This window comes from Cupriavidus sp. FW306-01-F10A (assembly GCF_058782785.1).
In genome coordinates, this window is sequence record NZ_JBYSYA010000028.1 from 19,621 (window position 1) to 32,746 (window position 13,126).

Genomic DNA, 13,126 nt, shown 5'->3' on the forward strand with positions numbered 1-13,126 from the left:
CCATGACCGCATTTTTCCATCGCCAGGACGGCGCGCTTGCCGTCGAGCAGGTGCCGCTGGCGCGCATCGCTGCTGAATTCGGCACGCCGACCTATGTGTACTCGCGCGCGGCGCTGACCGCTGCCTACCAGGCCTACGCCGCCGCCTGCCAGGGCCGCAAGGCGCAGGTCCAGTACGCCATGAAGGCAAACTCCAACCTGGCGGTGCTGCAGGTGCTTGCCAAGCTCGGTGCCGGCTTCGACATCGTCTCGGGCGGCGAACTCAAGCGCGTGCTGGCCGCCGGCGGCGACCCGCGCAAGGTGGTGTTCTCGGGCGTGGGCAAGAGCGCGGCGGAAATGGAACTGGCGCTGGCACATGACGTGCGTTGCTTCAATGTCGAGTCGATCCCCGAGCTGGACCGCCTCAACGAAGTGGCCGGCCGCGTGGGCAAGCGTGCGCGCGTGTCGCTGCGCATCAACCCGGACGTCGACGCCAAGACGCACCCGTATATCTCCACCGGCCTGAAGGGCAACAAGTTCGGCATCGCCTTCGAGGACGTGCTGCCGACCTACCGCGCCGCGGCCGCGCTGCCGCACCTGGAAGTGACCGGCATCGACTGCCATATCGGATCGCAGATCACCGAGGTCGAGCCCTATCTGGAAGCGCTGGACAAGGTGCTGGACGTGGTCGAGGCGCTCGAGCGCGACGGCATCCGCCTGGAGCATATCGACGTGGGCGGCGGCCTGGGCATCACCTACACCGACGAAACCCCGCCGGACATCACCGGCTTTGCCACCACGCTGCTGGAACGCGTGGCCGCGCGCGGCCACGGCCACCGCGAGGTGCTGTTCGAGCCGGGCCGCTCGCTGGTGGGCAACGCCGGCGTGCTGCTGACGCAGGTGGAGTTCCTCAAGCCCGGCGCGGCCAAGAACTTCTGCATCGTCGATGCCGCCATGAACGACCTGGCTCGCCCGGCCATGTACGAGGCCTACCACCGCATCGAGCCGGTGGTGCTGCGCGACGCGCAAGCGGTGACCTACGACATCGTCGGCCCGGTGTGCGAATCCGGTGACTGGCTCGGCCGCGACCGCGCGCTGGCAGTGCAGCCGGGCGACCTGCTGGCAGTGATGTCGGCCGGCGCCTACGGCTTCACCATGAGCTCCAACTACAACACCCGCCCGCGCGCCGCCGAAGTGATGGTCGATGGCGCCAGGGTGCACCTGGTGCGCGAGCGCGAACTGGTCGAGGACTTGTTCCGCGACGAACGCCTGCTGCAGGATTAAATCCCAAAGCCCGGCCCGCCTACGTGGCGGGCTGGCGCACCCCCTCGGCGGGCTTGCGCAGCCGCCACCACAGCCGCATCCCCAGCAGCATGAACACCACCGCCGCGTAGATCGACACTTCGCCAAAGTCGTTCTTGCCCGCCTTGTGCCACCAGTAGTGCAGGATGGCCAGCACCGCGATCGCATAGACCAGCTTGTGCAGCGCCTGCCAGCGCTTGCCGCCCAGCCAGCGCACCATACCGTTGGTCGAGGTCAGCGCCAGCGGGACCATCAGCATGAAGGCGGTGAACCCGACCGTGATGAAGGGCCGCTTGTACACGTCCTTGATCATGTAGGCGAGGTCAAATCCGCGGTCCACGCCGATCCACAGCAGGAAGTGCTGCAGGCCGTAGAAGAACGCGAACAGGCCCAGCATGCGCCGCAGCTTGATCAGCCAGTTCCAGCCGGTGAGGCGGCGTAGCGGGGTGATGGTCAGCGTCAGGCACAGCATCACCAGCGTCCAGGTGCCGGTGGAGCGCGTCACGAATTCAAGCGGATTGGCGCCGAACTGCTCCGTGGCCCCCAGGTACAGCAGCCGTACGAACGGCAGCAGCGCCAGCAGCCAGACCGCAAGCTTGAGCGCGCGCACGCGCTGCGGCGACAGCGTGGCCAGGCCGGCCGGCTTGCGCGCCGCCACGGCGGCGGCGCTGGTGGAAGAGGTAGCCATGCGCTCGCCTTGCATCAGAAAAACTTCTTCAGGTCCATGCCCTGGTACAGCGACGCCACCTGCTGGCCGTAGCCATTGAACGGCAGGGTCTTGCGCTTGGGTGCGAACAACGCGCCAAAGCCGCTGCCGCGCTCCTCGCCGATGCGGCGCTCGGTAGCCTGGCTCCAGCGCGGATGGTCCACGTCCGGGTTCACGTTCGAATAGAAGCCGTATTCCTGCGGCGCGGCCAGGTTCCAGCTGGTGGGCGGCTGCTTGTCGACAAAGCGGATCTTCACGATCGACTTGGCGCTCTTGAAGCCGTACTTCCACGGCACCACCATGCGCACCGGCGCGCCGTTCTGGTTGGGCAGGACCTCGCCGTACAGGCCGAAAGTCAGCAGCGCGAGCGGGTGCATGGCCTCGTCCATGCGCAGGCCCTCGCTGTACGGCCAGTCGAGCACGCCGCTGCTGACGCCGGGCATCTGCTTCTTGTCGGCCAGCGTGATGAACTGGATGTACCTGGCACCAGGCTGCGGCTCGACGCGCCGGATCAGCTCGGCCAGCGGGTAGCCGATCCACGGGATCACCATCGACCAACCCTCCACGCAGCGCAGGCGGTAGACGCGCTCTTCCATTGCCGCCAGCTTCATCAGCTCGTCCAGGTCATAGACCTTGGGCTTCTTCACCAGCCCCTCCACCGACACCTGCCATGGGCGCGGGCGCAGCGTGCCGGCGTTGCGCGCCGGGTCGGACTTGTCGGTGCCGAATTCGTAGAAGTTGTTGTAGGTGGTGACGTCCTCGAAGGGCGTGCGCTTGTCGGTGATGACATAGGCGTTGTTGGGCGTGGCGGCCAGCTTCTGGCCGTGCTGCCCCTGCGCCAGGGCCTGGCGCGCGAACCACGGCGCCAGCGTGCTGCCGGCGGCGCCGGCTGCGGCCAGCGCCAGCACGCGGCGGCGCGCTTCGAAGACGTGACGGGGCGTGATCTCGCCGGCGGCGATATCGCCGCCGCGCAACCATTTGGGGGTAGGGATCATCATGGTTTTCCTCGTTGCCTGGCCGTGCCGGCGCCGGTCGCGCCCACACGCTTGCAGGATTGGACTCTGGCCTTGGTCGGAGAGTGCGGGCCAGTCCTGACAGTTTTTTGTGCCTGCGTCGGAATGCCGCGGATCATGAGGTGCCAGGCACACGCAATGTGCCGCCGGCACCTCGCGCGCGGCTATCCGCCCTGGTACTGCTGGTACACCACCTGCGCCACCGTGAGCAGCCGCGCCCGTTCCAGCGGGCCCGCCAGCGCAAAGCCCAGGTCGCGGTCGATCCAGTAGAAGGCCATCATCGGGTCGCGGCCGGCGGCTGGCCGCCTGGAGCCTGCGCCTGGCATGCGCTCGACGCGGAAGCCCGTATCGGGCGTGCCCTGTGCCATGCGCCGCAGCTGCAGCGACAGGCGCGTACCGTCGTCCGCTTCATACATCAGGATGGCCGACGGGCCGCCTTCGGCCACGCCCAGGCGGCCGCCGATCAAGTGGAAGCCCTGCGCGCGCAGGTCCGGCACCTGCAGCGCCGTGCCCAGGCGCTTGGACAGCCATGCGATCAGGTGGGCCTCTTCCGTCGCCGCGACTTCAACCGGGTGGCGCATTTCCGGAGCGTAGACCGCGTGCGTCGCCAGCGCCTCGCGCGCAAAGCGCTCACCGGGCGCCAGCACCAGCGTGCTGCTGCCAAGGCGGTCATGCGCCAGCCAGCCGAGAGCGCCGCCCACCGCCAGCAGCGCCACCGACGCGCAGGTGGCCGCCAGCGCCATGGCCCAGCGCGGCTTGGTTCGCGCGGCATTGCGCTTGCGATCTCCGTGCAGCCCCGGCGGCAAGGCCGCGAGCGGTACGGGTTCGTTCAGTACGGGATCCAGCGCCCCGTGCAGGGCATCGGCCTGCCGGCGCCAGACTGCGACCTGTGCCGCCGCCTCCGGGTGCTGCGCCAGGTACGCCTCCACGGCGGCGCGCCGCGCGCCGGAAAGCTGGCCATCGGCGTAGGCATGTAGATCGGCTTCGTGGATGGCGGACATCATTTCACCCGCTGCAGGGGGCTGGCGGCGGCAGGCCGGGCCGGGCCGGCGCCGTCGAGCAGCCGCCGCATCTGCTCGCGCGCCCGCGCCAGGCGCGACATCACCGTGCCCTGCGGAATATCGAGCACGCGCGCGGCCTCGGCGTACGTCAGTTGTTCCAGGCTGACCAGCAGCAGCACCGCGCGCTGCGCCTCCGGCAGTTGCGCCAGCGCCTGCACCAGGTCGCGGCGCAGGCCGGGGTCGTCAGCGGGGGCGCTGACCTCGGGCAGCGTCTCGGTGGTGACCACCAGTTCCTTCCTGCGCACGGTATTCAGGCGCAGGCGGTGCATCAGGGTCAGCAGCCACGGCAGCAGGCCATCGGCGCCGTCGCCCCACCAGGCGCCGGGGCGCAGGCGGAAGCGCCAGCGGTAGCGCAGCGCGCGCTCGAGCGTGTCCTGCACCAGGTCGTCGGCCAGCGCCGCGTCGCCGGTGAGGCCGCGCGCATGGCGCCGCAGCCGCGGCGCCAGCGCGACGAGCTGGCCGTCAAACCCTTCCATGCCGTGGCTGCGGTGGCTGCCGAAGCGTCAGGGCTTGGCCACGTGCCAGACGTTGTTGAGGTTGTCGCCGGTGCGGTCGCCCGGCTTGGCGTCCTTGGCAAAGCGGTACAGCGGCATGCCGCGGTACGCCCACTGCTTGCCGCCGTCATCGCGCGTGATGATGGTGTACTGGCCCGACGCATTGCTGCCAGGCGCGGCCATCAGCGGCGGCCAGTTGGTGGCGCACGGGCCATTGCAGGCGCTCTTGCCGCTGCCGGCGGTGTCGCGGTCGAAGGTGTACAGCGTCAGGCCCTGCGGATCGGTCAGCACGCCACTGGTCACCTTCACCGTGGGCGGCAAGTTGCCGGCGCCGCCGCCACCGCCCAGGCCCATGCCGGAACAACCGGCGAGCAGGACAGCCGCACAGCCGAGCGCGAGCGCGGCGGGACGAACGAGGGATGCTGCAGTGGTAAGACGCACACGTGCCATGATCTTGTTCTCCATACAAACCGGTACCGCCAGCCGGCACCGCTCCTCAAGTAAACACCGGATGTGACGCCTTTATTCCATGGGCATCCAGAAAAATTGAAAAAAGACGAAAAAAAACCTGCCCGGAGGCAGGTTTTGCATTGCAGCATGGCGCCGCGTCACAGTTCGCCGTAGCTGTGGAGGCCCGACAGGAACATGTTGACGCCCAGGAACGCAAAGGTCGTCACCAGCAGGCCGACCAGCGCCCACCAGGCCGCCACCGTGCCGCGCAGGCCCTTCATCAGCCGCATGTGCAGCCACGCCGCGTAGTTCAGCCAGACGATCAGCGCCCAGGTTTCCTTCGGGTCCCAGCTCCAGTAGCCGCCCCAGGCCTCGGCCGCCCACAGCGCGCCCAGGATGGTGGCGATGGTGAAGAAGGCAAAGCCGACTGCGATGGCCTTGTACATCACATCATCGAGCAGCTCCAGCGATGGCAGGCGTTCAGCCAGGATGCCGCGCTGCTTGAGCAGGTAGGCCACCGAGACCATCGCCGCCAGCGCAAAGGTGCCGTAGCCGATAAAGTTGGCCGGCACGTGGATCTTCATCCACCAGCTTTGCAGCGCCGGCACCAGCGGCTGGATCTCCTGCGCATTGCGGCTGACCGTGTACCACAGCAGGAAGCCCACCGCGGCCGACACCACCAGCATCACGAACGGGCCCAGCGCGCGCGTGGCGTAGCGGCCTTCGTAGTAGAGGTAGAACAGCGAAGTGATCAGCGTGAACAGCACGAACACTTCATACAGGTTGGAAATGGGGATGTGGCCGATGTCCGTGCCGATCAGGTAGGACTCGTACCAGCGCACCAGCAGGCCGGTGAAGCCCAGCACCACCGCGCCCCAGCACAGCTTGCTGCCGATGCTGTAGCCCGTGTTCGAGCGCGCCGCCAGCCCGAGCCAGTAGAACAGCGTGGACAGGAACACCAGCGCGCTCATCCACAGGATGGCCGACTGGCTTGACAGGAAATACTTCAGGAAGAAGGCCTGGTCCGCGCGCGCCAGCTGCCCCTGGTAGAGCTGGATCGCGAACAGCGACAGCGCGGTGAGCGCCAGCATCAGCGGGCGCACCGCCTTCCAGTGCCAGCCGAGCAGTGCGAACGCAGGCACGGCGCCGATCAGCACGGCCTTGTCGTAGCCGTCCATCCACTGCCCGTATTGCGACAGCGCCACGCCGGCGCCAACTGCCAGCGCCAGCGCAAAGAGCCAGTCCACCCAGGTCAGGCGGCGCAGGAAGGAAGGTTCGAGATAGGCCTCGTCAGCGCCGGTGTCGGCGCGCGTGGTGCCGCGCATGGCGGGACCGGCCTGGTTCACATTTGAGGACATAGCGTACCTGCTCAATTCAGTGGGGGGTGCCGGCGGGCTCGGGCGCCTCGCTGCGGCCCCCTGCGGCGCGGCCGATATCGTCGCGCAGCGCCGTGAATTCCTTTTCGAAATCCATCGTGCGGCGCTGGGTCGACATCGCCATCAGCACATGGCTGCCAGGCTCGGTGTCGCCCTCGGCGGGCTTGTCTTTCACCCAGATCCAGACCCGGCGCTCACGGATATAGAACATCGCGAACACGCCCAGCACCAGCAGCAGACAGCCAAGATACACGATGTTCTTGCCCGGCGCACGGGTCAGCTGGAACACGCTGGCCTTGATCTCCTTGAAGTCGTCGAGCTGCAGGAACACCGGCGCGCCGTAGAAGAAACTGTCCGACAGCGCGTTGATGGCCTGCTGCAGGAAGGTGCCGCTCTGGGCGCTGTTGGCTACCACCGGCAGCTTGTCCTGGGCGCGCGCCAGCTGCCACAGCTCCCACATCGACCCGTTCAGGATCTTCAGGAGCACGTCGGCGGCCTTCTGCTGCTCGGCCGGGGGCACGGATTTCTCCAGGAACGCGGCGATCGCGGTGAAGCCGCCCGGGGGCGAATCCGGCGTAGGCCGCGTGGCGCCTGCGAACAGGTCGAGCGCACGCAGCGAGCTTTCGGCCAGCTGGCGGCGCAGGTCGACCTTGTCATCGCCCGGCATCGAGGCCAGCGCAAATCGGCGCGCGGCCTCGCCGCGCAGCGCGCGGTCCTGCAGCGCGGCGCGCAGGCGCATCCAGTCGGCCACGCTGCCCTGGTCGTCGGCGGGGATGCGCAGATAGCGGAATTGTTCGCTGGGCGATTCGCGCATGCCGGCCAGGAACACCGACTGGCCGTCCATCTGCACCGGCACCATGTAGTTGTTGAACTCGCGCGCCTGGCCGGTGCGGTCGCGCAGCTTGTATTGCACCGACGGGCCGACATTGCGCAGCGTCTTGGCGCGGTCGGTGCTGGCGGCGGCGCCCAGGTGCTTTTCCAGGGTCTCGTTGAACGATTTGCGCGCCACGCCACGCGCGTCGGGCTTGCCCGAGGCATCGGTGACGTTCTCGATATTCATCAGCCGGAAGTCGCTGAACTCGACCGTCAGGCCATCGCTGTCGGCGCTGGTGCCGGTGCCCGCCAGCGGCTTGTTGCCGCCCACCGCGCCATCGATGGTGAAGCTGGCGTGGCCGCTGCCCTGCATCGGGTAGCCGACGAATTTCAGGCGCGAGCCGCCGTCCTCGAAGCTGGACTGGTAGATGGCGATGCCGTCGACGATCAGGGGCTCGTTCACCTTGATGGTGGCCTCGGTCTGCTTGCCGGTCGCGCGGTCGGTCACGATCACATCCGAGGCAAACAGCTTGGGCATGCCGGTCTCGTAGAAATCGACCTTGAACTTCTTGAGTGTGATCGCGAACGGCAGGTCCTGCACCAGCGCGCCGTCCGAAATGTTCAGGATCGCGGTGGAGACGGTCGAGCCCTCGGGCACGTAGGCGTTGCCGCGAAAGCCCGGGTTGCTCGCCGACAGCCGGTGCTGCGGCGGGATCTCGCTGATGACCGCGTTGCCGCTGATCGGGGTCTTGCCGCCCAGCCACATCTGCGCGCGGATCAGCAGGTCGCCGTCCAGCAGGCCGCCGATGCAGATCACCACGATGGCGGTGTGCGCCAGGATATAGCCGGCCTTGTTGGCCGCGCCAGCCTTGGCCGCCAGCAGCGTGGCGCCGTCATGCTCGACCGCCTTGAGGCGGTAGCCGCGGTTGCGCAGCAGCGCCGACAGGCGGCTCACCGCCTCGGTGCGCGGGCGCGCGCCGTCGAATTCGCCGCGGTGATGGAAGGCGCGCAGGCTGCGCTCGCGCACATGGTCCTTCCACGAGCGCATGTCCGCCACCATCCTGGGCGCATTGCGGATCAGGCAAAGGCTGGTCGACACCACCAGGAAGGCCAGGATCAGCAGGAACCACCAGGAACCGTAGACCTTCTGCAGCGACAGCGTGTGGAACACATCGGCCCAGAACGGCCCGAACTGGTTGACGTAGTTGGGATACGGCTCGTTCTGCTTGAGCACGGTGCCGATCACGCTGGCGATGGAGATCACCGTCAGCAGCGCGATCGCGAAGCGCATCGAGGACAACAATTCGACCGCGTCGCGCAGCACGCGGTGAGAGGTCTTCAGGTGCAGCCCTGAAGTGGAAGCGGTCGACATGTGCAGGGAAACCTAAAACAACGTGCGGCTGGAAATGAAAAAAGGGCGGACATGCTTTGGCAAGCAGGCCACCCTTTTCGATTGTGACAGGCGCGTTCGGTTGCATGCCGCGGCCACCCGCCGGAACGGGGGACCGCCAAACCAACGCGCCGGCGCCTGGCGGGCGCCAGCGGAGTCGCGGAATCGTTATCGAACGCCGGCGACGTAATCCGCCACCGCCTTGATCTCGGCATCCGACATCTTGGCGGCGATGGTTGTCATGACCGGGTTGTTCTTGCGGGTGCCCTGGCGGAATGCCACCAGTTGTGCCTCGGTATAGTCCGCCCACTGGCCGCCGATGCGCGGGTACTGGGCGGGGATGCCGGCGGCAGTAGGACCGTGGCAGGCGGCGCAGGCGGGCACGCCCTTGGCTGCGATGCCGCCGCGGTAGATCTTCTGGCCGGCTTCGATGGTGTCCTTGTTCTTGGCGGTGGCCGGCTTGAGCGACTGCTTGGCCAGGTAGGCGCCGACGTTGCGCATTTCCTCGTCGGTCAGTACCGATGCCATCGGCACCATGATCGCGTTGTTGCGTGCCTTGGACTTGAAGTCGGCCAGCTGCTTGTGGACGTACTCGGGATGCTGGGCGGCCAGCTTCGGGTTGGCGGCGGCAGCGCTGTTGCCGGCGGCGCCGTGGCAGCTCAGGCAGGCGGGCACATTGCGGTCGGGGGCACCTTGCGTGTACAGCGTTTCACCCTTGGCCGGGTCAGCCTTTGCGGCGGCCTGCTCTGCGGCAGATGCCATTCCGGAAAGGGCGGCGGCAGGAACGGCCAAAGCCAGGACACCCAGAATCTTCGCAATGCGGTTCATTCGCACACCTTCTCTGAATTGTTTTGGATACCGTGATGCGTGCCGCCCCGGCGCTTTGCCGGCGGTGAGGACGCGCCGGTGCAAAGGCTGGTATCGTGGCCACCCGCGCGCGGCTGACCGATCCGCAAAGCGCTGGCCGTGGCGGCAGACCCCGCCAGCCCGCTCCCGCCGCCGCACCCTCCGGTGCAACGCGCAATGCGGGGCAAAGGCCCTGCCCACGATGGAACGACACACTAGGCTTCCCGCCCGGACGACGGCAGTCGAGGCACGCGGCCATGGATGCCACGCGTCACCCGTTCAGGAGACCGTAAACCGGCGTATTGTACAATAAGTTATGTGCCGGATTGATGCCTTGCGCCTTGTCATGCCCCTTTCGGGCTGCGCCAGATCAACCCCGGCGGGCGGCCCAGGCCGCCAGCCATCCCACCCTGGCGAGACCCCGGCCCCGGCATGCGCAATGCGCACAGCCTCCGCGGCCCGCCCCACCGCTCTAGCGCATGTCCCTTCTTCACCAGGCCCGCTTCTTCATCACCGTGAACCACCTGCGCGACCTGCCCGCCACGGCCGTGCCGGAGGTGGCGTTCGCCGGCCGCTCCAACGCCGGCAAGTCCACGGCCATCAACATCCTGTGCAACCAGAAGCGGCTGGCGTTCTCGTCGCGCACCCCCGGGCGCACGCAGCACATCAACTATTTCTCGGTGGCGCCGGTCAAGGCGCCCGACCCGCTCGCCTTCCTGGTCGACCTGCCCGGCTACGGCTATGCCGAGGTCTCGGGCTCGGCCAAGTACCACTGGCAGGGACTGCTGAGCGACTATGTGCAGACGCGCCAGCAACTGTCCGGCCTGATCCTGATGATGGACGCGCGCCGTCCGTTCACGGATCTCGATTGCCAGATGGTGGAGTGGTTCCTGCCGACGGGGCGCCCCATCCACGTGCTGCTGACCAAGGCCGACAAGCTGACCAACAGCGACAACGCCAAGGCGCTGCGCGAGACCCGCAAGATGCTGCAGGGCTACGCCGAGCAGATGGAAACACCGGTGCCGATGACGGCACAGCTCTTCTCCAGCCTGAAGCGCCGCGGCATCGAAGAGGCGCAGGGCGTGATCGCCGGCTGGCTCAACCTGCCGGAAGCGCAGAAGGCCGAAGCCCGGTCCGCAGCGGAGAAGAGCGAGCCGCCTGCTGCCGATCCCGCAGTGTAATCACCAGGTCAGCACGCAAAAAAAAGCCCCGCTGCAAGCAACGGGGACAAACTTTCCCGCCGCTGGGGCGGGTACCCGCTCAGGGAGGAGTAGCGGGAGACACCGCGCCACGCAGGGCGCAACGCAAAGTGTCCGCGAGTATGATAGCGGGCACGCTCAAAAGTTTAGTTTTTCTTCGGCCAGCGGCTTTGGACCGCGCTTTGCCGCGCGCGCCGTGCTTGCCGGCCCGCTTTCCTGTCCAGCCCTACAGTCAAGAAGCCCGCCATGTCCACCTTCCCCGAATACCGCCCGCGCCGCATGCGCCGCGATGATTTCTCCCGCCGCATGATGCGCGAGCATCGCCTGTCGCCGGACAACCTGATCTACCCCGTCTTCATCCTCGACGGCCAGAACCAGCGCCAGGCGGTGGGGTCGATGCCGGGCGTCGAGCGCGTGTCGGTCGACCTGCTGATGCCGGTGGCCGAAGACTGCGTCAAGCTGGGCATCCCGGTGATCGCGCTGTTCCCGGTGATCGACCCGTCGCTGAAGACGCCGGACGGCATCGAGGCCACCAACCCCGAGGGCCTGGTGCCGCGTGCCGTGCGCGCGCTCAAGGACCGCTTCCCCGAGCTCGGCGTGCTCTGCGACGTGGCGCTCGACCCGTACACCAGCCACGGCCAGGACGGCGTGCTGGACGACAACGGCTATGTCATCAACGATGTGACCGTCGAGATCCTGGTGCGCCAGGCACTGGCACAGGCCGAAGCCGGTGTCGACATCGTGGCCCCGTCCGACATGATGGATGGCCGCATCGGCGCGGTGCGCACTGCGCTGGAAGACAACGGCCATATCCATACGCGCATCATGGCGTACTCGGCCAAGTATGCGTCGGCGTTCTACGGCCCCTTCCGCGACGCGGTGGGCTCGGCCGCCAACCTGGGCAAGGGCAACAAGATGACCTACCAGATGGATCCGGCCAATACCGACGAAGCCCTGCGCGAAGTGGCACAGGACATCCTGGAAGGCGCCGACATGGTGATGGTCAAGCCCGGCATGCCGTACCTGGACATCGTGCGCCGCGTGAAGGACGAGTTCCGCTTCCCCACCTACGTCTACCAGGTCAGCGGCGAGTACGCGATGCTCAAGGCCGCCGCGCAGAACGGCTGGCTGGACCACGACAAGGTGATGATGGAATCGCTGCTGGCCTTCCGCCGCGCCGGCGCCGACGGCATCCTAACCTATTTCGCGCGCGACGCCGCGCGGCTGCTGACGGCCTGAGCGGCCAACCGACAGAGCGCCTATGGAACTGCTAGGCTTCTCGGCCAGCCAGGTACACCCGCTCGCCTCGCTCACCGACGCGGGCAACTTCCTCGGCGGCAATGCCGCGTCGCTGTTCGTCTGGGCGGATTTCTCCACCGAGGAAGTCACCGCCGCGCCGGATGCCTGGCGCGAGAGCGTGCGCCAGCTTGCCGGCGCGCCGATCCTGGACCTGCACCTGGCCGACGCCACCAATGCCGCGCATCCGTCGTATTTCGATACGACCAATGCGTACGACATGGTGATCTTCCGCAAGCTCACCTTCGAGACCAGCCGCGCCATCGCCGAGGCCGAGCCGCAGGACCCTGCGGCCGGCACGGCGAAGCCGTCCGCTGCCGAGTCCGCCGCCCGCCAGAAGCGCTATCCGCCCGGCTTCCTCCCGGCACTGGCCAAGATCGACACCCAGCCGGTCACGTTTTTCGTGTTCGACACGGTGCTGGTCACGGTGCGCTCGGGGCAATCGCGCACCGTTGACCAGGTGCGCCAGCGCCTGGTCGAGCTATGCCAGGCACCACGCCCGCAGGCCACGCCCGTGCGCGGCAACGGCCAGCCGCTGCTGCACGGCGTGCGCCCGCCCAGCCGGCCCGAGGACCTGATGCTGCGCCTGCTCAATGCAATGGTCGACCGTTACCTGGAACTGCGCGCGCCGCTGACGCGCCAGCTCGACCGCTGGCAGCGCGCGCTGCTCAATTCGCGCCGCAGCTTCTCAAGCTGGGAGGGACTGCTGGATGCCCGCATCCAGCTGCGCAAGCTGGAGCACCTGAGCGAAGAGCAACGCGACGCGCTGCAGGAATTCCGCGACAGCCTGCTCGACAACCGCTACAGCAGCGACCAGCCCGGCGGCCCGGCCAATGCGCCGGGGCGTGACGAGGTGCTGCTGGTGCGCATCAACGACGTGATGGAGCATATCCAGCGCGTGCTGGCGCACGCGCGCCGGCTGGAGGATTCGATCGAGTCGGCGGTGCAGATCCACTTCTCCGCCGTGGCGCACCGGACCAACCGCACCATGCGCGCGCTGACGCTGATCACGGCGCTGTTCATGCCGCTGACACTGATCACCGGTGTCTTCGGTATGAACTTCGACCGCATGCCCTGGCTGCGCGAGCCGCACGGGTTCTGGTGGTCGATCGGCCTGATGGGCGCCGTGGCGCTGGGGCTGGCCGCGCTGTGGGCGCTGGGGCGGCGGCTGGAACGGTAGCCGCAGCGCAGCACCAAGGTAC

12 protein-coding genes are annotated in these 13,126 nt (G+C 67.7%); 4 read left to right on the forward strand and 8 right to left on the reverse strand.

Annotated features, from left to right (window positions below):
• Window positions 1-2: 2 nt before the first annotated feature.
• Complete coding sequence (lysA, locus tag AC3WLF_RS27425) at window positions 3-1,262, forward strand: diaminopimelate decarboxylase (protein WP_492320427.1); 1,260 nt, start codon at window positions 3-5, stop codon at window positions 1,260-1,262.
• A gap of 19 nt (window positions 1,263-1,281) precedes the next feature.
• Here the strand turns inward: lysA and msrQ are convergent, their stop codons facing one another.
• The 8 genes from msrQ to AC3WLF_RS27465 all read right to left on the reverse strand — a co-directional run bounded on the left by msrQ (window position 1,282) and on the right by AC3WLF_RS27465 (window position 9,411).
• Window positions 1,282-1,983, reverse strand: a complete 702-nt coding sequence (gene msrQ, locus AC3WLF_RS27430; RefSeq protein ID WP_492320428.1) for a protein-methionine-sulfoxide reductase heme-binding subunit MsrQ — start codon at window positions 1,981-1,983, stop codon at window positions 1,282-1,284.
• Window positions 1,983-2,984 carry a protein-methionine-sulfoxide reductase catalytic subunit MsrP gene (gene msrP, locus AC3WLF_RS27435; protein WP_492359067.1) on the reverse strand — a complete coding sequence of 334 codons (1,002 nt, stop codon included), beginning with the start codon at window positions 2,982-2,984 and terminating at the stop codon, window positions 1,983-1,985. Before msrP ends, msrQ begins: the two co-directional genes overlap by 1 nt.
• 179 nt (window positions 2,985-3,163) lie before the next feature.
• Entirely contained in the window at window positions 3,164-4,003 is an 840-nt protein-coding gene (locus AC3WLF_RS27440; protein WP_492357590.1) for an anti-sigma factor family protein, read from the reverse strand.
• Entirely contained in the window at window positions 4,000-4,536 is a 537-nt protein-coding gene (locus AC3WLF_RS27445) for an RNA polymerase sigma factor (protein ID WP_492320431.1), read from the reverse strand. Before AC3WLF_RS27445 ends, AC3WLF_RS27440 begins: the two co-directional genes overlap by 4 nt.
• Before the next feature lie 27 nt (window positions 4,537-4,563).
• The gene (locus tag AC3WLF_RS27450) at window positions 4,564-5,004 is read right to left on the reverse strand and encodes a COG4315 family predicted lipoprotein (RefSeq protein ID WP_011616154.1); all 441 of its coding nucleotides are present in this window, start codon (window positions 5,002-5,004) and stop codon (window positions 4,564-4,566) included.
• Between the two features lie 158 nt (window positions 5,005-5,162).
• Window positions 5,163-6,329 (reverse strand): c-type cytochrome biogenesis protein CcsB, encoded by a 1,167-nt coding sequence (gene ccsB / locus AC3WLF_RS27455; RefSeq protein ID WP_492320449.1) that lies wholly within the window; start codon window positions 6,327-6,329, stop codon window positions 5,163-5,165.
• A gap of 49 nt (window positions 6,330-6,378) precedes the next feature.
• The gene (locus tag AC3WLF_RS27460) at window positions 6,379-8,565 is read right to left on the reverse strand and encodes a cytochrome c biogenesis protein ResB (RefSeq protein ID WP_492359068.1); all 2,187 of its coding nucleotides are present in this window, start codon (window positions 8,563-8,565) and stop codon (window positions 6,379-6,381) included.
• A 186-nt stretch (window positions 8,566-8,751) separates the two neighbouring features.
• Window positions 8,752-9,411 carry a c-type cytochrome gene (locus AC3WLF_RS27465; RefSeq protein ID WP_010812367.1) on the reverse strand — a complete coding sequence of 220 codons (660 nt, stop codon included), beginning with the start codon at window positions 9,409-9,411 and terminating at the stop codon, window positions 8,752-8,754.
• Between the two features lie 497 nt (window positions 9,412-9,908).
• On the opposite strand from AC3WLF_RS27465, the gene yihA reads away from it, so the two are divergent.
• From yihA to AC3WLF_RS27480, 3 genes are all read left to right on the forward strand, one after another.
• Window positions 9,909-10,610: a ribosome biogenesis GTP-binding protein YihA/YsxC gene (gene yihA, locus AC3WLF_RS27470; RefSeq protein WP_492294440.1), complete on the forward strand. Its 702-nt coding sequence runs from the start codon at window positions 9,909-9,911 to the stop codon at window positions 10,608-10,610.
• A gap of 264 nt (window positions 10,611-10,874) precedes the next feature.
• Window positions 10,875-11,867 (forward strand): porphobilinogen synthase, encoded by a 993-nt coding sequence (gene hemB, locus AC3WLF_RS27475; RefSeq protein ID WP_492320433.1) that lies wholly within the window; start codon window positions 10,875-10,877, stop codon window positions 11,865-11,867.
• A 22-nt stretch (window positions 11,868-11,889) separates the two neighbouring features.
• Window positions 11,890-13,104: a magnesium transporter CorA family protein gene (locus AC3WLF_RS27480; protein WP_492320434.1), complete on the forward strand. Its 1,215-nt coding sequence runs from the start codon at window positions 11,890-11,892 to the stop codon at window positions 13,102-13,104.
• Window positions 13,105-13,126 lie beyond the last annotated feature (22 nt).

Bases quoted from the DNA above. Each gene is read 5' to 3' on its own strand.
- AC3WLF_RS27445 (WP_492320431.1), bottom strand. From the start codon at position 4,536: ATGGAAGGGTTTGACGGCCAGCTCGTCGCGCTGGCGCCGCGGCTGCGG.
- AC3WLF_RS27460 (WP_492359068.1), bottom strand. From the start codon at position 8,565: ATGTCGACCGCTTCCACTTCAGGGCTGCACCTGAAGACCTCTCACCGC.
- lysA (WP_492320427.1), top strand. From the start codon at position 3: ATGACCGCATTTTTCCATCGCCAGGACGGCGCGCTTGCCGTCGAGCAG.
- AC3WLF_RS27440 (WP_492357590.1), bottom strand. From the start codon at position 4,003: ATGATGTCCGCCATCCACGAAGCCGATCTACATGCCTACGCCGATGGC.
- AC3WLF_RS27450 (WP_011616154.1), bottom strand. From the start codon at position 5,004: ATGGCACGTGTGCGTCTTACCACTGCAGCATCCCTCGTTCGTCCCGCC.
- hemB (WP_492320433.1), top strand. From the start codon at position 10,875: ATGTCCACCTTCCCCGAATACCGCCCGCGCCGCATGCGCCGCGATGAT.
- AC3WLF_RS27480 (WP_492320434.1), top strand. From the start codon at position 11,890: ATGGAACTGCTAGGCTTCTCGGCCAGCCAGGTACACCCGCTCGCCTCG.
- AC3WLF_RS27465 (WP_010812367.1), bottom strand. From the start codon at position 9,411: ATGAACCGCATTGCGAAGATTCTGGGTGTCCTGGCTTTGGCCGTTCCT.
- msrP (WP_492359067.1), bottom strand. From the start codon at position 2,984: ATGATGATCCCTACCCCCAAATGGTTGCGCGGCGGCGATATCGCCGCC.
- msrQ (WP_492320428.1), bottom strand. From the start codon at position 1,983: ATGCAAGGCGAGCGCATGGCTACCTCTTCCACCAGCGCCGCCGCCGTG.
- ccsB (WP_492320449.1), bottom strand. From the start codon at position 6,329: ATGCGCGGCACCACGCGCGCCGACACCGGCGCTGACGAGGCCTATCTC.
- yihA (WP_492294440.1), top strand. From the start codon at position 9,909: ATGTCCCTTCTTCACCAGGCCCGCTTCTTCATCACCGTGAACCACCTG.